Source organism: Nostoc sp. C117 (assembly GCF_043099735.1).
GTDB lineage: Bacteria > Cyanobacteriota > Cyanobacteriia > Cyanobacteriales > Nostocaceae > Nostoc.
Map to the genome: position 1 here is coordinate 4,137,925 of NZ_CP170991.1, position 20,441 is coordinate 4,158,365.

At 39.3% G+C, this 20,441-nt stretch carries 21 protein-coding genes and 3 pseudogenes; 12 read left to right on the forward strand and 12 right to left on the reverse strand.

Annotated features, from left to right (window positions below):
• The first annotated feature begins 57 nt into the window (after nucleotides 1-57).
• Together ACFG4S_RS17970 and ACFG4S_RS17975 are read left to right on the forward strand one after the other, a co-directional pair.
• Nucleotides 58-288: a hypothetical protein gene (locus tag ACFG4S_RS17970; RefSeq protein WP_392530403.1), complete on the forward strand. Its 231-nt coding sequence runs from the start codon at nucleotides 58-60 to the stop codon at nucleotides 286-288.
• On the forward strand, nucleotides 285-710 hold the full coding sequence (locus ACFG4S_RS17975; protein WP_392530404.1) for a type II toxin-antitoxin system VapC family toxin: 426 nt from the start codon (nucleotides 285-287) through the stop codon (nucleotides 708-710). The genes ACFG4S_RS17970 and ACFG4S_RS17975 overlap by 4 nt, the downstream gene beginning before the upstream one ends.
• Nucleotides 711-788: 78 nt before the next feature.
• Here ACFG4S_RS17975 and ACFG4S_RS17980 read toward each other — a convergent pair whose 3' ends face one another.
• From ACFG4S_RS17980 to ACFG4S_RS17990, 3 genes and pseudogenes are all read right to left on the reverse strand, one after another.
• Nucleotides 789-1,019, reverse strand: coding sequence for a DUF433 domain-containing protein (locus ACFG4S_RS17980; RefSeq protein ID WP_392536015.1), 231 nt, complete (start codon nucleotides 1,017-1,019; stop codon nucleotides 789-791).
• A 478-nt stretch (nucleotides 1,020-1,497) separates the two neighbouring features.
• Nucleotides 1,498-2,007 (reverse strand): annotated as a pseudogene (locus ACFG4S_RS17985) (nickel-dependent hydrogenase large subunit); the annotation flags it as partial.
• Nucleotides 2,008-2,219: 212 nt separating this feature from the next.
• Complete coding sequence (locus tag ACFG4S_RS17990) at nucleotides 2,220-3,182, reverse strand: hydrogenase (protein WP_392530405.1); 963 nt, start codon at nucleotides 3,180-3,182, stop codon at nucleotides 2,220-2,222.
• A 442-nt stretch (nucleotides 3,183-3,624) separates the two neighbouring features.
• On the opposite strand from ACFG4S_RS17990, the gene ACFG4S_RS17995 reads away from it, so the two are divergent.
• On the forward strand, nucleotides 3,625-3,762 hold the full coding sequence (locus ACFG4S_RS17995; RefSeq protein ID WP_392530406.1) for a hypothetical protein: 138 nt from the start codon (nucleotides 3,625-3,627) through the stop codon (nucleotides 3,760-3,762).
• The gene (locus tag ACFG4S_RS18000; protein ID WP_392530407.1) at nucleotides 3,743-4,024 is read left to right on the forward strand and encodes a sensor histidine kinase; all 282 of its coding nucleotides are present in this window, start codon (nucleotides 3,743-3,745) and stop codon (nucleotides 4,022-4,024) included. The genes ACFG4S_RS17995 and ACFG4S_RS18000 overlap by 20 nt, the downstream gene beginning before the upstream one ends.
• 157 nt (nucleotides 4,025-4,181) lie before the next feature.
• On the opposite strand, the gene cysK is transcribed toward ACFG4S_RS18000, so the two are convergent.
• Complete coding sequence (cysK, locus tag ACFG4S_RS18005; RefSeq protein WP_392530408.1) at nucleotides 4,182-5,141, reverse strand: cysteine synthase A; 960 nt, start codon at nucleotides 5,139-5,141, stop codon at nucleotides 4,182-4,184.
• Nucleotides 5,142-6,152: 1,011 nt separating this feature from the next.
• Between cysK and ACFG4S_RS18010 the strand changes: the two genes are divergently transcribed.
• The 7 genes and pseudogenes from ACFG4S_RS18010 to ACFG4S_RS18040 all read left to right on the forward strand — a co-directional run.
• Nucleotides 6,153-6,572 (forward strand): hypothetical protein, encoded by a 420-nt coding sequence (locus ACFG4S_RS18010; protein ID WP_392530409.1) that lies wholly within the window; start codon nucleotides 6,153-6,155, stop codon nucleotides 6,570-6,572.
• An 85-nt stretch (nucleotides 6,573-6,657) separates the two neighbouring features.
• Entirely contained in the window at nucleotides 6,658-6,924 is a 267-nt protein-coding gene (locus tag ACFG4S_RS18015; RefSeq protein ID WP_392530410.1) for a hypothetical protein, read from the forward strand.
• 2 nt (nucleotides 6,925-6,926) lie between these two features.
• A complete protein-coding gene (locus ACFG4S_RS18020; protein WP_392530411.1) occupies nucleotides 6,927-7,238 on the forward strand; it encodes a hypothetical protein in 312 nt (103 codons plus the stop codon).
• Between the two features lie 646 nt (nucleotides 7,239-7,884).
• A complete protein-coding gene (locus tag ACFG4S_RS18025; protein WP_392530412.1) occupies nucleotides 7,885-8,247 on the forward strand; it encodes a hypothetical protein in 363 nt (120 codons plus the stop codon).
• 227 nt (nucleotides 8,248-8,474) lie between these two features.
• Nucleotides 8,475-9,482 carry an LLM class flavin-dependent oxidoreductase gene (locus ACFG4S_RS18030; protein WP_392530413.1) on the forward strand — a complete coding sequence of 336 codons (1,008 nt, stop codon included), beginning with the start codon at nucleotides 8,475-8,477 and terminating at the stop codon, nucleotides 9,480-9,482.
• Entirely contained in the window at nucleotides 9,472-9,846 is a 375-nt protein-coding gene (locus tag ACFG4S_RS18035; RefSeq protein WP_292739813.1) for a hypothetical protein, read from the forward strand. Before ACFG4S_RS18030 ends, ACFG4S_RS18035 begins: the two co-directional genes overlap by 11 nt.
• Nucleotides 9,847-10,103: 257 nt before the next feature.
• Nucleotides 10,104-10,634, forward strand: a pseudogene (locus ACFG4S_RS18040) (Rpn family recombination-promoting nuclease/putative transposase); the annotation flags it as partial.
• Between the two features lie 45 nt (nucleotides 10,635-10,679).
• Here ACFG4S_RS18040 and ACFG4S_RS18045 read toward each other — a convergent pair.
• Nucleotides 10,680-12,008: an IS701 family transposase gene (locus ACFG4S_RS18045; protein WP_392530294.1), complete on the reverse strand. Its 1,329-nt coding sequence runs from the start codon at nucleotides 12,006-12,008 to the stop codon at nucleotides 10,680-10,682.
• A gap of 73 nt (nucleotides 12,009-12,081) precedes the next feature.
• Between ACFG4S_RS18045 and ACFG4S_RS18050 the strand changes: the two are divergent.
• Nucleotides 12,082-12,441, forward strand: a pseudogene (locus ACFG4S_RS18050) (transposase); the annotation flags it as partial.
• A gap of 168 nt (nucleotides 12,442-12,609) precedes the next feature.
• On the opposite strand, the gene hypB reads toward ACFG4S_RS18050, so the two are convergent.
• From hypB to ACFG4S_RS18085, 7 genes are all read right to left on the reverse strand, one after another.
• Nucleotides 12,610-13,425 (reverse strand): hydrogenase nickel incorporation protein HypB, encoded by an 816-nt coding sequence (gene hypB / locus ACFG4S_RS18055; RefSeq protein ID WP_392530414.1) that lies wholly within the window; start codon nucleotides 13,423-13,425, stop codon nucleotides 12,610-12,612.
• Nucleotides 13,416-13,757: a hydrogenase maturation nickel metallochaperone HypA gene (hypA, locus tag ACFG4S_RS18060; protein ID WP_179071776.1), complete on the reverse strand. Its 342-nt coding sequence runs from the start codon at nucleotides 13,755-13,757 to the stop codon at nucleotides 13,416-13,418. The genes hypB and hypA overlap by 10 nt, the downstream gene beginning before the upstream one ends.
• 19 nt (nucleotides 13,758-13,776) lie before the next feature.
• Nucleotides 13,777-14,880, reverse strand: a complete 1,104-nt coding sequence (gene hypE, locus ACFG4S_RS18065; protein WP_392530415.1) for a hydrogenase expression/formation protein HypE — start codon at nucleotides 14,878-14,880, stop codon at nucleotides 13,777-13,779.
• Between the two features lie 84 nt (nucleotides 14,881-14,964).
• Nucleotides 14,965-16,143, reverse strand: coding sequence for a hydrogenase formation protein HypD (hypD, locus tag ACFG4S_RS18070; protein ID WP_392530416.1), 1,179 nt, complete (start codon nucleotides 16,141-16,143; stop codon nucleotides 14,965-14,967).
• 94 nt (nucleotides 16,144-16,237) lie between these two features.
• Nucleotides 16,238-16,498: a HypC/HybG/HupF family hydrogenase formation chaperone gene (locus ACFG4S_RS18075; protein WP_392530417.1), complete on the reverse strand. Its 261-nt coding sequence runs from the start codon at nucleotides 16,496-16,498 to the stop codon at nucleotides 16,238-16,240.
• A 79-nt stretch (nucleotides 16,499-16,577) separates the two neighbouring features.
• On the reverse strand, nucleotides 16,578-18,926 hold the full coding sequence (gene hypF, locus ACFG4S_RS18080) for a carbamoyltransferase HypF (RefSeq protein WP_392530418.1): 2,349 nt from the start codon (nucleotides 18,924-18,926) through the stop codon (nucleotides 16,578-16,580).
• A gap of 55 nt (nucleotides 18,927-18,981) precedes the next feature.
• Nucleotides 18,982-20,196, reverse strand: a complete 1,215-nt coding sequence (locus ACFG4S_RS18085) for a hypothetical protein (protein WP_392530419.1) — start codon at nucleotides 20,194-20,196, stop codon at nucleotides 18,982-18,984.
• Nucleotides 20,197-20,441 lie beyond the last annotated feature (245 nt).

Sequence of the window (20,441 nt, forward strand, 5' to 3'; positions counted from 1 at the left end):
GGTTGGGTAAGAACATTTTTTGCTAAACTATAATCAGGGAAATAGCAAGATGAGATTATGAACTTAGATAAAATTCAACAAGATATTGAGTCTCTTCCTCCCGATGCACAACAAGTCATAGTTGAACTCGTAGAAGTCCTGAAAAAACGCTACCTTCTGAATCAACACGAATCTTCAGAAAATTCCTTGCAAGACTGGTCAGACTTTATCGGTTGCATAGAAGGTGAAACAGACCTCTCAAAAAACTATAAAAACTACTTAGACCATGAACTTAACCAAAAATTATGATCATAGTTGATACAGGCTTTTGGTTAGCTCTTGCCAATAAAAAAGATACAGTTCATATATCCGCAAAAAAACGATTTCAAGATTTAGCTAATCAGCAATTTATTACGACTTGGTGTGTCGTCACGGAAACGTGCTATCTATTACAAAAAAGAGTAGGAGTAGATGCTCCAAAAATCTTTATTCATAAAATTTTTACAGGAAATCTACAAATCTTTGATCTGAAACAACATCATTGCCAGCGTATTGAAGAACTGATGGAAAAATATAAAGACTTACCGATGGATTTAGCCGATGCCTCTCTCGTTATCCTTGCAGAAGAATTAGGACATGGCCAAATTTTATCCGTTGATTATCGAGACTTCAACACCTATCGCTGGAAAAATACAGAACCGTTCGATAACCTCTTTCAGGAATTTTTATGACGTAGTGCGATCGCCGAGTCTGTAGGGTGCGTTAATGCAATGTAACGCACCTTATTACGTTTTCATCAAACAGTAATTTCATGCTGATAATGGAGAAATCATAAGCCGACGTTCACGGTCAGCCGCATAAGCAATAAAAGCTTTTAAATCTTCTCGTGTTAGATCGGGAAAATCATCAAGAATTTCTGCTTCGGTTATCTCGGAAGCTAGGTATTCAAGCACCTCATAAACTGTAATTCGCAAGCCACCCACACAAGGCTTACCACCGCGTTTATTCGCTTCAATTGTGATATAGTTTCTGTAATTTATAGGTGGCTTTGCATTTTTGCCAATTCGTCTGATCGTACCATGTATTTCTGCTAAAAACTCAATAATTTCACCGTTAAACACCTTTGAGAAAAGCGATTCCTACGGAGCGCTTCGCTATCGCTCAATATCCAAACAGATAAATCAATACTTCTATACTCAAGTTTATCTGTAACTATTTAAACTTTTATATTACTATTTACGCATTTATATTGAGAAAAATCCCACTTCGTACTTCAATAGCCAGAAAATAATTATACTTAACTACTTATTTTGTACTTCCCTTAACTGCGATCGCTAATCTCGGTTTAGGGAAAGATTAGGTAATGCCTGAGAAAACCAAATAAATTTTAGCAGAGAAAAATAAATGGATTTGCTGCTAGATACCACCTCAGAATCGCCTGATTTAAGGAAAAGCCAGGGAATCATTGCACCTATCCTTGCAAATCCTGACTATATAAGCAATTCCCCAATTTATTTCCATATAACTGCTGTGGGGCCATTGTCCGCCTAATAGTGCATAAATTTCTACAGGTTTAGCGGAAATTGTGATGCCTAGTTCATAAGATTTGCCTGTGAAAGCAGCAAAACGTTTCACAGCTTCCTCATAAAAGCGACTATGGCGGTATTTTTTATTGGTCAAATCAATGGCAAATAATCCATAAAAGTAGCGGGGGATGCTTTGAATTGTTTCGACAATTTGACCGAGATTCCTCGCCAAAATTGCATTGCGGGGAACTTCTGTTTCCCAGGCTGTATCTAATGCCCAAGATGCACAAGTTAAGTGAGAACCGCCGCAAATTCCACAAATACGAGGTGTAACAATTAAGCCGGCTTGGGGATCTTTACCGCGTAGAATAACTTCAAATCCGCGAAATAATTCTGCGTGTGTCCAGGCATTGACTACTCGCCCATTTTCAATATCAACTCGCACATCTAAATCGCCTTCAACTCTACCAACGGGCGATATGTCTAATGATTGAATTGTCATTTGTCATTTGTCCTTTGTCTTTTGTACTTTGTCTTTTGTCCTTTGTCTTTTGTCTTTTGTTATTGGTAATTATCCACTCGCCTTCTGTAAAAGGGTCGAAACCCTTGATTTATGGTTGAGAGGTAGAAGGGAGTGTGAAAGGTTATAGTCATTGGTCAAATCACAAAGGACAAAAGACTAATGACCAATGACCAATGACTAATGACTAATGACTAAACTGTAAAAAAGTCTTCTTCTGCCCAAGGTGGTGCTGCGTCTTTGGCGACCATTGTAAGTAAGGCGTAGTCTTTTTTGTTCACCCCTGGCGGTAATTCTTTGGGAACTCCCATGACTGTTTGGGTTTTAAATACGGTTCCCGGTTTGAGGTCAAAGAAGGGAAATTCTGGTTCGGTGCAACCTAAACAAGGCATTCCGGCGCGAGTTTTGGATGAGACGCGGTTCCATAAGATGCGGTTGCAGGATGAATGGGTCATGGGGCCGCGACAACCTAAGTCATAAAATAGGCAACCTTTGCGCTGACCAAATTCGGCGGTTGAGGCTTTGTAGGCAAAGTGGACGTTGCGGGTACAACCTGTTTGAGTGTAGGTGTTGAAGAAAGTTTGAGGACGATTTAGTTCATCGAAAGCAATGTCTGCTATGCGTCCAGTAGCGATCGCTACTAATATCTGCGTTATCCAGTCGGGATGGGCGGGACATCCAGGTATATTGATTACAGGTAATCCGGCTTGTGATACGAAATCTTTCCCTAAAAAGCCGCCTTCTTGACGCTTGAGAAATTGCAAACCTTCCGATTCGCTGGGGTTGGGTGACATAGCGGGAATTCCTCCCCATGTAGCACAGTCTCCCACCGCGACGATAAATTTAGCGACTTTGGCCAGATCTGCTAACCAATCTTTCATAGCGCGATCGGCAAACCGATTCCATTCGCCAGTACCGTTGGGAGCGTTAACAACACTGCCTTCAAATACCAAGATATCTAGAGGAATTTCCCCAGAAATACAATCTCGCAGAAGTTTTTGTAAGTTATCGCCTAGTTCCAATCCCAAAGATGGATGCCAAAGTAACTTAATACCAAAATCAGCGATCAAATCGCAAACTGTCGGTTCTTCGGCGTTGAGAAATGACATGGTGTTACCTGAACAAGCACCACCCTGTAGCCATAGTACGTTAGTCATCGGCTATGTATTTTTCTATTGTTTCCCATGCATGATGTAGGTGATTATGCTTGTAAAGTCTCACCTGCTTATCAATATTTGTTTTTCAATACTAAGATATTTTTTGATTTAATTCTCTTTCATTAAAAAAGAATTAATCATTAAAAATAGCTCAAGACTGGAGGAGATTATTTTAAACTATTATGTTTGTTATACTCGTAACAGATTTAAAAAATAAAAACAGTAAAAGCAAAAAAGCAATTTTGCTTTAACTCATTTGATCCAAACATTTTTCCGATCTCCTCCTGGGTCAATCGCGGCAACTTCATAGATTACCCCTCTTCGATAGTCCACAGCTAGAGTAGCAGGGCATTCTCGATCGCCTCCAACACAAGGTAATCAAGAAAAAATGCAAAAAGGGGCGTATCATGCCCCAGCGAATCATCTGTACAGATTCTATTTAGTGGAGACAGAACGATATCGGGTTTTAGGCGAAACAATCGATCTAGAATTTTTGCTGACAGATTTGCCCAACCTACTTTTGTCTATGCGGGTTGGCGCCGATCGCATTCGCAAAATTTTTGCTTCCTTGCGTACCTAGTCCAACCATTATTATTTACACCGAACAAATTGACCCTCATAAACTCCAAATCCACATTGTAGATAATGGTTTAAGTATGCCAGAGTCAGTTCGGCAACGGCTATTCGATCCGTTTTTTACAATAAAACCTGTGGGCAAAGGCACGGCTATGGGCTTGTCGATTAGCTACCAAATTGTTAGTGAAAAACATGGTGGCTCACTCTCTTGTAACTCAAAACCCAGCGAGGGAGCGGAGTTTCAAATCCGCATTCCCGTTCGCTAGGAACTGTTGACTGTTGACTGTGAACAGTGGGATATTTTGATTTGGAAGTCCCTTAAAAAAGTATGTTCAGTTTAATTTCCCCGCTCAGAAGGCCAGGATGAATTGAACACGAATTAAAATCGCCGTTACAAAACGTAATTGCGAATTGCGAATTGGTTTAACGAACGCCAGCAGTTTCTAAGGACAAATCTTGAAACATGGGGGTGCTGAGGTAACGTTCGCCGAAGGAAGGTTGAATCATCACGATTAAACGTCCAGCATTTTCTGGACGTTTACCTACTTGAATGGCGGCACACAAAGCCGCACCAGAGGATATACCAGATAACAAGCCTTCTTCTTTGGCCAAACGTCGGCCGTAAGCGATCGCCTGTTCATCACTGACTCTAATTACTTCATCAACCAATTCTAGGCGGAGGACATCAGGAATAAATCCGGCACCAATACCTTGAATTCTATGTGGGCCAGCTTCACCGCCTGAGAGGACTGGGCTGTTGCTGGGTTCAACAGCGATCGCCTTAAACGTCGCCTTACGACTTTTAAGTACCTCTGCAATACCAGTAATCGTCCCACCAGTACCGACTCCAGCAATGACGATATCCACTTCCCCGTCTGTATCTGCCCAAATTTCTTCGGCGGTGGTTTCCCGGTGGATTTTGGGATTGGCAGGGTTGCGGAACTGTTGCAGCATCAAAGCATTGGGAGTATTAGCCACAATTTCTTCGGCTTTGCGAATTGCTCCCCGCATTCCCTCTGCGCCTGGTGTCAACTCTAAAGATGCACCATAAGCTCTGAGCATAGCCCGTCGTTCTTGGCTCATCGTTTCTGGCATTGTCAAAATTAAATTGTAGCCCCGCGCCGCTGCTACCATCGCTAGAGCAATTCCTGTATTACCTGAGGTAGGCTCGACTAAAATGGTTTTCCCTGGCTGAATTAAACCCTCTGCTTCTGCTGAAAGTACCATACTTAAGCCAATGCGGTCTTTCACCGAAGCGGCTGGATTCATACCTTCGAGTTTGACAACTATTCTGGCGACTACTCCCTCAGCTTGAGGAATCTTGTTAAGTTCAACTAAAGGAGTTCGTCCAATAAGTTCTGTTATGTCTTTAGCAATTCGCATTATTTAACTCCTAAAATTCTAAATCTTAGTGCAGAGCATGTACTTATAACAATAATCTTTTGTGTATTGATATTTTGTAGTTGAGTGCAGATGAGTGCATATACTATCTATTTTAACTCAATCACACAATATATAAGTTTCGGAATAACTTTTATTGTGTTTTCAGCATGATGTTAGCTTACCGTATGTGTATTTTACCATTTGTAATTGCTGATTATTGCTTGTCGGCTTGAGATTTGATTGTTAAACTTTTGTTTGTAGGGATGCATACTTTTTCTCATTATGTTTATGTTTGTTATGAAAAATAAATTACTTTCGGAAAACTTAATTGTTTTTTCTTTGTTAGTCAGTATATCTTTATCAAGAGATGTTGATAATTTGTTTTGAGTACAGATTTTGTTCGCTGAAAATTACCCAATAAACAGTCTTTGATCGCTGCCTACACTGCTTTATGCTTGAGTACTCTACATACCAGAACCCCACCTTAAAAACACTAGAACCCCATGTGAAAAACACTAGCACCCATACCCCAATGAATTTTTGAAATACTTATCAGGCATTAACTACAGCGTTTGAGTACTATTCTAATGAATTTAATAATCTTAATGGGGCTGGGATAAACTGTTTTGTGGAGAGCGACTGATATAAATCGTATAGGATTTACGCAGAGATTCCCCTCTACCCCCCAACATTCCTAAGCGCAAGCTTAGTGAACTAGGGGGGACTTCTTAATCTCTCTTTTGAGAGTAGGATGAAACCACATTCCAGGAGATGAGAGCGTTATTTCTGACTTAAAATTCCTACTTTTTGTGAAAAATTTGCTGTTTTTTCAGCGATCGCTAGTCAGGAATCATTAGATAAATGACTGACAAATAACGATTCTGAGAATTTCCGTTTACAGATATTTTAGTATCATAACTGTTTGAGAAGTAGAAATATATGACTACTTTATATGAACAGCAAAAGATATTTTCTTACTGGGTGCATACTACCTAGCAAGGGAGAGTCAAGATGAAAATCAAAGTTTTAAATGTTCTTACAGTTTGCGTCGTTACCTTAGCAGTACTTTCTCCAGGGCTAGTGGTATTTGGCATAATTTGGGAGCAACATCTTGACTTAGTAAAATCACAGAAATTAGCTTGCGAAGTTAACAAGACTAGTGGAGCGATCGCTGTGACTCCTCAGACAGAAAGTACACCTTATCCTCAGACTAGCATACAATCCTCTGATCGTAATGTGGTTACTCAAATGCTGACTGTTGCTGAACAATATAAAGTTGGCACTATCCTGCAATGGTTCTTCTTGTTAATCCCTATTTGTGTTGGGTTAGCCATTATCTTTTACGACAGATATCTTGTTTATCGAGCTGGTGTTTTAAAAGAACAAGTTGAAATGTTGGAAAGGCTGTGGCAACAAAGTATTGAACAGTAATCAATCATTCTCTCTTAGACCGATTGAGAAATTTTCAATTCTCTCACTACGCTGAAAATAGTTCATTCAAAGCACTAAAATTACCATGACAGAACAACGCCAAGGCTTATATTTTAACCTGATTGATGAGCTACTTAAATGCCCTAATGGTCAGGAACCAGAAGTTTTAGAAGGTAAGCCAGAATTGATTGATTCTGGCTTAGTGGAAACAATGTTACAAGTAGCAACTATGTTTGCTCATGAAGGCAATCAGGATGGTGCCCAATTTTTATTTTTTGTAGCGCGTGAGTTAGCTAAACAACTGGGTTTATATCCTGAAATTACCAACTCCGAAGTTGCTAATAAGGAGTAAAAATGTTATTGACTTCAACTGATGCCGGACAAATAGCTTTAGAGCTACTCATGGCAGATTGGAACATTTCCGAAGAAAATAGAGAGTGGTTTACAATCTTTAACTCTCGTCTGATTGGTGAGAGTTGGTACACTGTGGAACTAGGTGTAGAAGGATTTCCCGATCGCTGGTTTATTCAAGTATATGACAATGGAGTCTGTGACCCAAACTATACATTTATATCACCGATTCAGGGATCTGAAGGATTTACAGACTTTGTAAATGTGCCGGATATTATAGCAGAGGTCTTAGTTTGTGAACGCAATGCTCGATAATAACAATTAAATAAGACTAGAGAATTCAGAATCAATTAGTAGCTAACTTAGCTCCACTAATATCTGACAAAGTGAAGCTACATACAGTAGGGTGCGTTAGCGCAGAAAGTACGGCACTATTCCCAGCTTCTGATACGTTAGGCTTTGCTAACACACCTTACAAGATTACTGAGATTTTTTCAACAACAATTTACGATTCATATAACAGATAGCCCTTGGCGTTTCTATGGGGTAAGCTGATGCGTGTCTAAAGTATATAAACACTCTTGATAGTCGTTAACTGTTAACTATTGACGGTTAACAGTCATCAGTCATCAGGTAAATGTACAAATTAAATGCGTAACAGCTTAGCAACTAGAATGCGAATAAGGTTATTCAAATCAATAGACTTCTTGCAGAAGTCGGGAAAAGGGGAAGGTGGGACCCCACCTTCCCCTTTAACTTTTTGCCTTTTCCCACCTCTTGCAAAAAGCACTTTTGCAAGAGGTCCAATACTTTGATTTTTTATTCAAAATAACAATGCTTTACGCCAATCTGAGGTGATACCAAATAAGGTACGCCTCTTTTTTATTTAATATTTTATTTAAAGATCGTAGGCTATTTTGTCATATTTAAATGACAAAATTATGTTATATTAAATAGAGTGATGGACGCTACAGAAATATCAGTTCAAATGATTGCTGAAGACATCTTAGCCAAAGAATTCACAAGAGTCCTCAACCACTACTATCCACAAGTTGGAGAATTACTGGACGGGTGTTATGTGAAAGTGATCACCTGTTTTTGGGGACGACCTGCTAGGCGCTTGCAATATATAGGAATTTATTGCTCTGACGAAATGATTTCCTGTGTGCAAGCTCAAAAAGAAATACTTCGAGAAGTTGCAGACAATATGGGTCTAATGCAGGTAGTCTGCATAAATGCCAAGCGATTGTTACGCGATCCGATGTCGAAACTCAGACAGAACAATCCACGCCTATGGTTGGAGTTGCAGTGGGTTGCTACTTAGTAGTCTTTGAGTCTGACACGGAGACGCAGATAATTTTAACGCGTGCCAAATTAATGAGACAGACTACTAGTGATTCATCGGATTAATTGAGAGGGGTAAATGCCTTTGTAGTAAGCATAAAGTGGTTAAATATTTTAGGACTAAAGTCCTCACTACAAACCTATCAAATGCGATAGACCACTAGAATAACCAGCATCTACGGTGAGTACAAAGTATTAACGCAAGTAATGAAAACTGGAATTTTCTGCAATTACGATAATTATCACCAAGATGCTCGTCGTGCTATGTTTGAGCAAGTCGCGCTGGTAAAACAGGCTGAAAGTTTGGGTTTTGAGGAAGCCTGGGTAAGCGAACACCATTTTAGTGAATCCAATCTCAGCCCGTCCATGTTGCTATTAATGGCACACTTGGCAGGATTGACTTCAACTATTCAATTAGGTACTGCGGCGGTGTTACTGCCATTCCATAACCCGATTCGGGTGGCGGAAGATATTGCCACTTTGGATAACCTGTGTAATGGACGATTATTATTTGGAGTTGCCAAAGGCGGCCCTTTTCCTCAACAGAATAAGCATTTTGCGACCCTACCAAGTGAAGCCCGTCCCAAGATGCTAGAGGCGATGGCATTGATTCAAAAGCTCTTATATGAAACTGATGTATCATTTAATGGGCGATATTATCAATGCGATCGCTTAACAATTTATCCCAAACCATTGCAGAGTAAAATCTCAGTCTATGTTGCTACTGGTGGTGATGATGGTATCGAGTTCGCTGCTAAACATTCCTTCAGCTTGATGGGTGGGCCGCCATTCTCTCTACACAGATTGAAGGATACTGTTAGTAAATATCGAGCCTTAAATTCTAGTGGTGCAGAAAACTTTGTGCTGGCACGCTTCTTTTACGTTGCCAAAACATTTGATGAGGCAGTGAGTGAAGCGTTACCTTTCGTTCGCCAATTTAGCCAGAAAATGAAAGCTAATTCGGCTGAAGTATTGAAAAATAGTGCGAATCCCAACCAAAAACCATTCGATCGCACAAATATTTGTTTCGATGAAGATTATTTGATTGAGAATTCAATTATCGGTGATGTGGAGACTTGTCGAGACAGAATCAAGAAATTTCAGGACGAATTAAATTTAGGTACGCTAGCACTCAAACCCTCGTCTGCGGATTTGCAAAAAAACCTGGACAGTTTGACGCGCTACAACCAAGAGGTGCGAAATTATGTCTTCTAAACTATACTTGCTTCCTCCTGATGATTTACCTCCCACTGAGGTAACGAAACAGGATGGAATGCTGCAAATGGAGCTAGAGCAGTCTACTGGCAGATGCTTTTATCTAGCTTGCGATCGCATTACGCGAGTCCTATTATCTAATTGTCAGTGGTATCTCACAACAAATGCTAGCATCCTCACATTAATTATTGATTGCCCTGACTTAGTATCTTACTGGCATATTGTTAGTAATATTCCCCAGTTGGGTAATAGGCTAGAGCGGTTTGCTAGCAATGGCAAAATTCGCGTTTATCCGCCATTTGGCAAAGGAACGCCGTTTGAAATCAGCGTAAATGAAATATCTGCTTATCGAGATTGGCTTTGAGGTAAATATAAACTGGGAATCATCTTTATCGCTGTCTAACACCCTGTACTTTAAAAGTGCAGGGTGTTGTATTTTATGAGAGGTAGAATTGATTTTTAAAATTGGAGGCAGTTAGTTATTGAAGTAGAAATAACTCCTGTGATTTTGGTTTATTTTTGTATTTTGAGACGTAAATATTTAGGCGATCGCTATGTCTACACTCAGTGGTAGTCTAATTAAAAGTGCAGTAGCGATTATCTAAACCTATCTACTTGCTTATGTCCAAACCTGCTGATATCAGCACTAAACGCCTAATCAGTCTTGCACCCGATAACTGGGTAAAATGGGTAACACAAATTCCTGATGTTATTGTAGGTGAAATTCTCAACTCAGAATTTCAGTGGGTTAGTAGACAAAGTGATGTACTTATCCGTGTCGAGAATCCGCAGTATGGAAAATTTCTAGTTGTCAATGAATTACAACTGCGCTATAAACCGGAAATGCCACGACGGATGCGTGCTTATGCAGCTCTCGCTGAAGAAAAATATAATTTACCTACCTATCCAGTATTAATCAATATTCTTAAAGGAAGCAACACAGAAATACCTACAAGTTATGCATCAAATGTTGCAGGTTTAAGAGCAACTCAAGATTATCGGGTGATTAACCTATGGGAAGTTGATGTAAATACTGTCTTTGAGACACCATTACCATCCTTAATTCCATTTGTACCCATTCTCAAAGGCGGTGAAAACGAGGTTGTAATTCGAGAAGCTTTGCAAATTCTGCGTCAGGATGAACAATTATCCCTCTTCTGTCACTCTCCGAGATAAGCAAGTAGTAACAAAGTGAAATTATCCAGAAGCATAACAGGTTTTAAATTGATTCATTGCACTAATTAATTGATTGAATCCCAGCAATAATTTAGAATTTGGGAAAATATGTATCCAGGGATAAATTAACCAAAATAGTAAGAGTGGTTGGGCAATGAGACGCAGATTATTTAGAGTATTTTTCCATCCGCATTCATGGTTCCATTGTTGATGATTAGAAAAATCAACATCACTATTTTTTTGAACCTCAGCTTCAATTTGACGAGATTTATTTAAGCTTAAGAAGGCTGGAGAATTTAAACTAATCATTGTGTACACACAAAAAATAATTTCCCACCACCTTTCTATATGTTGAAAATTTGTGAACCGATAATCTGTCCAGCCGAGTTCCTGTTTACACTGTCGAAATCCATATTCTACCCAGGTTCTTAATCCATATAAATCGCCTAAAGTTTTTTTGAGTTTTCCTTGAAGATTTGTCATCACAAATGTTGTAGAATTTTCTGGCATGGTTTCTGGGTCAGTAGTTATTTCCCAGTAAGTTATGGCTCTTTTTTTACCATAAATTATTTCCCTAATGTATCGGGTTTCTGATTTTTGATTGCTAAATGTTCTTTCAAATTTACACCACTTATTAGCCCTAACGCTTTGTCCTGCTGGCAACCAGACTCCATGATTACTTCTTATTGCTACGACATAATCTAATTTATATTCAGCTACTTTTCTAATAAATTGGCTACTTTCACCATATAAACTATCTGCCAGTACCAGTTTAATGTTAAAACCTGATTCAATTAATTCTGTAATGATGTCTGACGCTAACTCTATTTTAGTTTTATATTTATCCTCCTCTTTTAACGTTCCTTTGGGTTTGAATACTTTTACAGTTAATGGAAACGTTATATTAGAATAAACTCCATAGGCATTGACTGAAACTATTCCATTATCGACTTTTCCTACACTTCCTAGATATTGCCTGGCTACATAATCAGTCTTTTTACCTTTTTTTCTATCTCCGGTTTCATCTATTACTACTGTAATCGCATTTCCATTTAGTGCTTTTTTAAGTTTATTTAATCTTAGTTGTTTTAATTTATCTACTGACCAGTCTGAATTGGCTAAAAAATGATGTAATGACTGTGCGGAGTTTATACTTACGACTTTCGCTATCTCTGGTAATGATTTTCTTTTAATTTGTGACATTATTCCCAGATGTAAATATTTGAAGCATTCATAATTTCTTACTTCTTTAAACAGGTCTTTATACTCTGCACAATATTCATCTATGGTCGCAACTGTTGGGTGAGCATCTCTTGCCAAATGTTTCAAAATTTGTAATTCTACATCCATTGCCCTACTTACCTTTCAGGGTTTTCTTTTTTTATTCTTTTATTTAGAATAACCGGAAAGTGACAGAAGAGGAATAAATCAACTTGAAACAGTTTTGGCTTTTTTTGCTACGTTTGTAATAGAGAGTGCCCTAGTCCAAGAAATCATGAGGTGGGATATGGCTGTGTTGCGTGAGTCGCCTTGGTATCAAGAAATTTTACGTGAAGGAGAAGCACGCGGAGAGGCACGCGGGGAAGCACGCGGAGAAGCACGCGGACGACGAGAGGAATTATATTCAGGTATTGAATTGGCACTGGAGATTAAATTTGGGACTCCTGGCTTAGATTTAATGCCAATCATTTACCAAATCACAGATTTACAGCGATTAAAAGTGATTCAACAGGCTATCAAAACCCTAAATACAGTTGAGGAATTACAGCGAGTTTGTGATTGATTTACTGGTAAAAAAACTTGTGATTTTTTCACTTAGCGATTTATACTACTTACTTCCAGTTTTGATGAACCCCCAGAGGGATTTCATCAGTCAGTGACTTGATTTGACAGATTTTAGTTTAAACGCAGAGGTACGCTAAAGAAAGCGCAGAGGGGCGCAGAGTTTTTACTATAATGATGCAGATAACCACGCATACCAATTTTCTAACCCAGCACCAGTAGTTGCAGAAACCTGAAAAATCTGAATTTTGGGATTTACTTCTTTAGCATATTCTATGCACTTTTGAACATCAAATTGCAGGTAAGGTAGCAAATCGATTTTCGTGAGAATCATGATATCACTTGCACGGAATATGTGCGGGTATTTTAGCGGCTTATCTTCCCCCTCCGTAACAGAGAGAATCACGACTTTTGCATTTTCTCCTAAATCAAATAAGGCTGGACAAACCAAATTTCCGACATTTTCAATCATCACAACTGAATTTAGTGGCGGATTCAGTTGTTGTAAACCTCTTTCTATCATTGAGGCATCTAAATGACAGCCTGTTCCGGTATTGATTTGGATGACTTTAGAACCTGTTTCTTTAATTTTTTTGGCATCGTTAGCAGTTTCTTGGTCGCCTTCAATGACACTGATAGATAATTGCTGCTTTAAATCATTGATGGTTCGTGTTAAGAGAGTTGTTTTCCCAGCACCGGGAGAACTCATTAAATTTAAAGCGAGAATATTGCGACCTTTAAACCATCCCCGATTTTGGGCAGCTAGGAGGTTATTTTTTGCTAAAATATCCTGTTCTAAAGATATCGTTGTGTTGTGTATTTTGGCATGAATTTGAGGTGCTTCTATATGAGTGTCATGACTGTGGGAGTGAGTGATGACAGTTCCATCTGGTAAAGTGTGAGTATGATTATGTTCCGCTTTATCTGTTTCTAAATTTGTAATTTTTATTTCGCCATCATCAGAACAACCGCAGGTTACACACATAATTCCTCTATTTCTATTTCTTTGATTTTAAGTTCTTCACCAGTAATTAAATCTAATTGCACACTACCGCAGTTACAGATTCCAAATGGTTTATCTAAATAAATTTCTGCACCACATTGGCGACATCTCCCTAAACCTGGAATTTCTAAAATTTCTAATGTCGCCCCTTCTAAAACTGTGCCCTGAGTGCAAATATCAAAACAAAATCGGATAGCATCGGGCATAATTGCTGAAAGTTTACCAATTTCTAATAAAACTCGCTGCACTTTTGCGCCTTTGGCGTGTTCAGTCACAATTGCCACAATATTTTGGGTAATTCCAAATTCGTGCATATTATAAATCTATTAAAGATTAACAAATTCGTGGTAATTGGTCGCCTACTAACATATCAACAATTCTTTCAGCACCAAAAGCTGTTTTTAATAATACGATGCCTGGGGGTGAGGTAATAACTTCGCCAATAATACAAGCATGTTTGCCTGCTGGGTGGGATTTCATCGCTGATAAAACATTTTCAGTATTCTTTTTTGGAACCACCACAACTAACTTACCTTCATTAGCTAAATACAATGGGTCTAAACCGAGAATTTCGCAAACTCCGTTGACTTCTTCACGCACTGGGATAGATTCTTCAAAGAGACGAATTCCCACATCGGAACTGAGGGCAAATTCATTTAATACTGTAGCTAAACCACCGCGTGTAGCATCTCGCATAGCATGAACTTGCGGACATGTATGGAGAATAGTTTCTACTAAACTATGTAACGGCTGACAATCACTTTCAATATTAGTTTCTAAGGCTAATTCGCCACGGGCAATTAAAATTGCTGTCCCATGATTGCCTATTTCACCATTAATGATTATTGCATCTCCAGGTTTAATGTTATGAGCAGAAATGTTAACTCCTCGCGGAATGACACCAATACCAGCAGTATTAATAAAGAGTTTATCGGCAGCGCCACGATGTACAACTTTTGTGTCACCAGTGACAATTTGAATACCCGCTTTTTCTGCGGCTATTTTCATGCTGACTGCAACACGCCGCAAGGTTTCTACGGGTAATCCTTCTTCTAAAATTACGCTACAAGTTAAATATAAAGGTTTAGCACCGCTGACAGCTAAATCATTAACTGTACCGTTGACGGCTAATTCTCCTATATCACTTCCGGGGAAAAATAACGGGTCTACAACATAAGAATCTGTTGTAAATGCGAGTCTGTCTCCTTGTTGGAGGAGAGGGGCTAGGTTGAAGCTGGCTTGGTCTTCTAGTTGGGAGAGAATTGGGTTATCAAAATTGCTGATAAAGATATCGTCGATTAAATAACGCATGGCTTTACCACCGCTGCCATGTGCGAGAGTTATGTGAGTGTCTTGCACTTTAGTTTGGCGACGGCGGACTTTTTCTATTTTTTGGAATAGGGGATTTTGTATGGGGTTTGTGGGGAAAATATTCATATTAAAATTTTTTAAACGCAAAGGGACGCAGTAGACGCTTTTGCGGCTTGCCGCAGGCTGGGAAGCGCAGAGGTACGCTGAGTATTATTCTGAGGAGAAGCCGCAGGCGGGTAGAGGTTCTTGAGTTATTTTTGGTTTTGGGGTGATTGTTCTTTTGGCAATTGTGGAGAGTCGTCCATATTTGTAATAGGCTGCACAAGCGCCTTCGGAAGATACCATGCAAGTACCGATTGGTGTTTCTGGTGTGCAAGCTGTACCGAATACTTTACACTCCCAAGGTTTTAAGACTCCTTTGAGGATTTCTCCACATTTACAAGCTTTATGGTCGGCTACTTTGAGGTTAGCAATGGTAAATTTAAGTTCGGCATCAAATTGGGCATATTCAGGTTGAATTTTTAATCCTGAATAGGGAATGTCACCTAAGCCGCGCCAATCAAAACTATCTCGCACGGCGAAAACTTTGTTTATGGCTTGCAGCGCTACTGTATTCCCAGATTTTCGGACAATTCGGTTATATTGGTTTTCAACTTCACAACGATTTTCTACTAACTGCTGTAATAGCATCCAAATTGATTGGAGAATATCTAAGGGTTCAAATCCTGAAACAACAATTGGCTTATTATATTGTTGAGAAATAAATTGGTATGGGTCACTGCCTATTACCATACTGACATGACCAGGCCCAACAAATCCATCTAGTTGTAAGTCGGGATTATCTAATAGTGCTTTGAGGGCGGGAATCACGAGGACGTGATTGGAAAACATACTAAAGTTAGGAATTTCTTCGGCTGCGGCTTGCAGAATGGTGAACGCGGTGCTGGGGGCTGTGGTTTCAAAGCCTAATGCGAAGAAGACTACTTCTTTGTCGGGGTTATCTCTGGCAATTTGCAGGCTATCTAAAGGAGAGTACACCATACGGATATCTGCGCCTTGTGCCCTGGCTTGCAATAAACTCGTTTTGGAACCAGGAACCCGCATGGCGTCGCCAAAGGTGGCAAAGATGACGTTATGATTTTGAGAGATTGCGATCGCATCATCTAATCTCCCCTTTGGCATCACGCATACTGGACAACCAGGTCCATGAATTAGTTCGATGCGATCGGGTAAAATTTCTTCAATACCATATTTAAATATCGAGTGGGTATGTCCGCCACATACTTCCATGATTTTGATAGGTTTTTCTAGCTGATGGCTTAATTTGGCGATTTCGCGGCGTAAGGCTTCTGCTTTTTCCGGTTCGCGGAATTCGTCAACATATTTCATAAGGATTTGGGAATAGTAAGCTTTATGTCAATACGGCTGAGTTAAGTATTTCTTTTTTCTCTCTGTGCCCTCTGCGCCTCTGCAGTTCGTTAAGTTAAGTACTAATCCCTGCTTGTGCTGCTGCTAATTCTTGAAGGAGTTGTAATGTTTCTGCTGCTTCTTGTTCGTTAATTCTATTCATAGCAAAGCCAACATGTACTAGCACCCAATCACCGATACAAGCTTCGGGGGGATGTTGTTCATCTACGATACAAGCAATATTTACTTCGCGCTTAACACCACCAATGTTAACTATGGCTAACTTATGGTTAACGTTGGTAATTTCTATAATTTGTCCGGGGATTCCTAAACACATTTTTTTATTTTTTAAGATGAACTAACCGCAAAGGCGCGGAGAACACAGAGAGAATTATTGGTGAAAAAATTGTCAAATATCAACACTCATCTATTAATTGTGCAGCTGTAATCACTGCTTGTCCTAGAGATAATCCGCCATCGTTAGCTGGAACTAAGCTATGAGTAAGTACTTTTATTCGCAATGTTTCTAATCGTTTGGTAACTTCTTTTAACAATATACAATTTTGAAAGACTCCTCCTGTTAATGCTACCTGATTAATCAGATTCTCTTGACTAAGATGTTTAACCATTTCCACAATCGCATTTGCTAAACCTTTATGAAATTTGGCGGCTATAACTGGTTGGGGAATCTGCTGTTGTAAGTCATTGAGCAAGGCTTGCCACATTGGACGCGGGTCTATACAGTAAATACTATCTGAAAAGCTAAAATTAAAAGGATAGATTAGGGTTTCTTTATCATTATTTAAGCTACTAACATCTACTATAGCTTCCATTGCGATCGCAGCTTGTCCTTCATAGCTACATTTTTCTCTATAAAGACCAACCGCCGCGGCCACTGCATCGAACAATCGCCCCACAGATGAAGCTGGAGGAGAGTTAATCTTTTTCTCTATAAGTTGATTTAGTAGTTTGAGTGGCGTGTTTTTCAGAAATTTTACGATTTCTAAGTTAGTATACTTTTGTTCGCAATCATTCCAAAGATTAGCAGCTACTAATTGGGCATAAGTATTACGCCAAGGCTGATAAATTGCTTGTTCGCCACCAATCATTGCTACTGGTTTAAATGTTGCTAGTCGTTTAAAGCTTCGGTAATCTGCTAAAAGAAATTCTCCGCCCCAGAGTGTAGCATCATTGCCGTAACCTAAACCATCTAAAGCAATACCTAATATTGGAGATGTATCTAAAGGAATCTCATTTTCCACCATACAAGCGGCGATATGGGCGTGATGATGTTGAATTGGATAAATTTTGATCTGATTTGTGTCTGCAAGTTCTTTACCAAGTTTACTTGAGAGATATTCAGGATGTTTATCAATAGCAATTACTTCTGGTTTATGCTCAAATAAATTTAAGTATAAGTTCAATGTCTCTTGATAAGCATTAAAAGCCGCAGCATTTTCTAAATCTCCTAGATGTTGAGAGAGAATTGCTTCTCCTTCACGCAATAAACAAAATGTATTTTTTAATTCACTGCCCATTGCTAAAATTTGTGCTACTTTGTGAAATCCCGTAGGTAAACTAATTGATACTGGTGCATGTCCTCTGGCACGGCGAATTGTTTGGACTTTATCACCAAGGACACGCACAACCGAATCATCTACCCGATTTATAATCTCTCGATTGTGAAAGAGAAAATAATCAGCAATTTTCCCTAATTTTTCTCTTGCTTCATCATTATGAATACATTGTGGTTCATCAGCAAGATTGCCACTTGTTAAAACAATTGGGCGATTCATCCGCCGCAGAATTAAATGATGCAACGGCGTATAAGGTAGCATGAAACCAAGGGTATTTTGCCCTGATGCTACTGACGATGCTAATTGTTTTTTATCTGAAGCTTGTAATAAAACAATTGGTGCAGCAGAACTTGTTAATAATTCTTTTTCTTTGGCGTTGACAATACAATATTGTTCAATTATTTCAATATCCCGCGCCATTAAAGCAAAGGGTTTATGATAGCGCTTTTTGCGCTGACGCAGTTTTTGTACAGCAGTTTCCTGAGTTGCATCGCAAGCTAAATGAATACCACCTAACCCCTTAATTGCCACAATCTCACCTTTTTGCAACAAGCTACAAACAGCATCGACATCATCCAACATCGAAAACATGGAAGCAGTAACCGATTTCCCATCAGCGCGTTCTAACCAAGCTGTGGGGCCGCAAACATGACAAGCTACAGGTTGGGCGTGAAAACGCCGATTTTCGACATCGTGATATTCCTTTGCACATTCTGAACATATAGCAAACGCAGACATACTGGTATTGCTTCTGTCATAAGGAATCGCACGAATAATACTCAGGCGGGGGCCGCAATGAGTACAGTTAGTAAAGGGGTAGCGATAAAAGCGGCTAAAGGGGTCGAATATTTCTTGTTGGCATTGCAAACAAGTAGCTGCGTCAGGGGTAATTTCTGTTTTAATGGCATTATTGACGCTACTAGAAATCACAAAATTATCAAATTTAAATTCACCTTCATAAGGAGTTCTAGTTAGTTTATTAATTCTTGCCAACGGTGGACATTCTGTTTGTAATCTGGCAACAAATTCGGTTATTGCCTCCTCACTACCAGATACCCGAATTAATACACCTTCACCATCATTACAAACATCTCCATGCAAACCATAGGTTTTGGCCAGACGATATACAGTAGGGCGAAACCCTACCCCTTGAACTGTGCCGCGAACTCTAATTTCTTCAGTCGCCATATAAATCTGACTTTCAAAAATTACGAATTACGTTAGCGAAGCGGGGCGTAGCCCATTACGAATTATTAAACTGCCACAGCAAAATTCGGTTATTTCCAGAATCAGCTATTATTGCCGTATTGCCACAAACTTTTATTCCGTAACACCAATTTAAGCTATCTTGTTTTGGCAGTCCAAAATTACGATTTTCACCTTTACTTTGAAAATTTATTTGCCCTGCCAATCCATCTGCCGCTGCACCTTGCAGTGATAAAATTGATTCTAGTTTTCTCCATCCTAACAACCGAGAATTAGCTGTATCTGCAACTACTAACCAATCTCCAGCCACCCCAACACCATAAGGCATACTCAAACTACTAGCACTAGGATAATAAACTCCTTGATTCATTTCCACGAAATCAAAGCTTTTTTGTCCTAAAACCACTGCACAAGGGGTGTTATTTTCTGTTGGTATTCCCTGCCAAATCATCACTCGATGATTACCTGCATCGCTGACAACCAAATTTTCTCCCCAAAGGGTAATATCGTGACACCAACGCATACTCGCTGCGGTTGCAGAAGCACCGCCGTTTTCATTGCGAGATATCATATCTGGTTGTCCCAAAACTACATCAGCCGGTTGACTATTTTCTGTTGGTAATTGATGCCAAATTAATACCCTGCGATTACCAGTATCAGCAATAAATAGCCGTCCTTGATGATAGAATACACCATAAGGCCAGTGCATTGTACTGGCAGATGCTTCTTGGCGTCCCCGATTTGGTTGATTAGCAATAAAATTAGCTTGTCCTAATACTAAATCGGCTGGAACATTGTTATCTTCTGGTAAGTTTTTCCAAATTAAAACTCGATGATTCCAAGCATCTGCTACAGCTAATCCTTCGCCACAAGCACAAATCCCTGTTGGTACACTTAAGGTTGTTCTTCCCGGTGTACTTTTAGCATTTTGCCCTTCATGATAAAAGTCAGGTTGTCCAATTACCCAATCAGCAGGTTGACTATCTCTTGTGGGTAATTTTTTCCATCCTAATAATCGATGATGTCCTGTATCTGATACCCATAAAGGGCCAGTTTTTGATAATAAACAAGCACCACGAGGTCCAAACATCGTTGTGGGACTAGGTGCTATAGGTATCACTAATTTTTGTGGTTCAATAATGTTACCTAAAATTACCTCCGCACCTTGAGGCGATAGAGGTAAATATTGAGAAATTTCTGTTGCTTCTAGCGGTAATTGTGATATGGGATTAATTATGATTGGGATATCCATAAACCGCAGATAGACGCTGATAATTATTTAAAAACATTAATGCCGATGAGCATGTAACAACAGTAACAATTTCCCATGATGTTTTTATTTCAAATTAAGTTAAAACTTTTAAAAAACTTTTTGCTAATCTGAAGTTGCTTTTGCTACATAGCAATATTTGTAATGAATGCGCGATGTACTGAAATGAGAAAGCAATCAAGCATTGTGAGAAAGCATTTAGGTATTTTGCTTTCTCAAAACACTAA

What these genes read in the sequence shown, in the direction of transcription:
- ACFG4S_RS17990 (WP_392530405.1), bottom strand. Translation starts at nt 3,182, where the DNA reads ATGACTAACGTACTATGGCTACAGGGTGGTGCTTGTTCAGGTAACACC.
- ACFG4S_RS17970 (WP_392530403.1), top strand. Translation starts at nt 58, where the DNA reads ATGAACTTAGATAAAATTCAACAAGATATTGAGTCTCTTCCTCCCGAT.
- ACFG4S_RS18035 (WP_292739813.1), top strand. Translation starts at nt 9,472, where the DNA reads ATGTCTTCTAAACTATACTTGCTTCCTCCTGATGATTTACCTCCCACT.
- ACFG4S_RS18030 (WP_392530413.1), top strand. Translation starts at nt 8,475, where the DNA reads ATGAAAACTGGAATTTTCTGCAATTACGATAATTATCACCAAGATGCT.
- ACFG4S_RS18020 (WP_392530411.1), top strand. Translation starts at nt 6,927, where the DNA reads ATGTTATTGACTTCAACTGATGCCGGACAAATAGCTTTAGAGCTACTC.
- ACFG4S_RS18075 (WP_392530417.1), bottom strand. Translation starts at nt 16,498, where the DNA reads ATGTGTTTAGGAATCCCCGGACAAATTATAGAAATTACCAACGTTAAC.
- ACFG4S_RS18085 (WP_392530419.1), bottom strand. Translation starts at nt 20,196, where the DNA reads ATGGATATCCCAATCATAATTAATCCCATATCACAATTACCGCTAGAA.
- hypF (WP_392530418.1), bottom strand. Translation starts at nt 18,926, where the DNA reads ATGGCGACTGAAGAAATTAGAGTTCGCGGCACAGTTCAAGGGGTAGGG.
- hypA (WP_179071776.1), bottom strand. Translation starts at nt 13,757, where the DNA reads ATGCACGAATTTGGAATTACCCAAAATATTGTGGCAATTGTGACTGAA.
- ACFG4S_RS18045 (WP_392530294.1), bottom strand. Translation starts at nt 12,008, where the DNA reads ATGGATGTAGAATTACAAATTTTGAAACATTTGGCAAGAGATGCTCAC.
- ACFG4S_RS17975 (WP_392530404.1), top strand. Translation starts at nt 285, where the DNA reads ATGATCATAGTTGATACAGGCTTTTGGTTAGCTCTTGCCAATAAAAAA.
- hypB (WP_392530414.1), bottom strand. Translation starts at nt 13,425, where the DNA reads ATGTGTGTAACCTGCGGTTGTTCTGATGATGGCGAAATAAAAATTACA.
- ACFG4S_RS18015 (WP_392530410.1), top strand. Translation starts at nt 6,658, where the DNA reads ATGACAGAACAACGCCAAGGCTTATATTTTAACCTGATTGATGAGCTA.
- hypD (WP_392530416.1), bottom strand. Translation starts at nt 16,143, where the DNA reads ATGAAATATGTTGACGAATTCCGCGAACCGGAAAAAGCAGAAGCCTTA.
- hypE (WP_392530415.1), bottom strand. Translation starts at nt 14,880, where the DNA reads ATGAATATTTTCCCCACAAACCCCATACAAAATCCCCTATTCCAAAAA.
- cysK (WP_392530408.1), bottom strand. Translation starts at nt 5,141, where the DNA reads ATGCGAATTGCTAAAGACATAACAGAACTTATTGGACGAACTCCTTTA.
- ACFG4S_RS18010 (WP_392530409.1), top strand. Translation starts at nt 6,153, where the DNA reads ATGAAAATCAAAGTTTTAAATGTTCTTACAGTTTGCGTCGTTACCTTA.
- ACFG4S_RS18025 (WP_392530412.1), top strand. Translation starts at nt 7,885, where the DNA reads ATGGACGCTACAGAAATATCAGTTCAAATGATTGCTGAAGACATCTTA.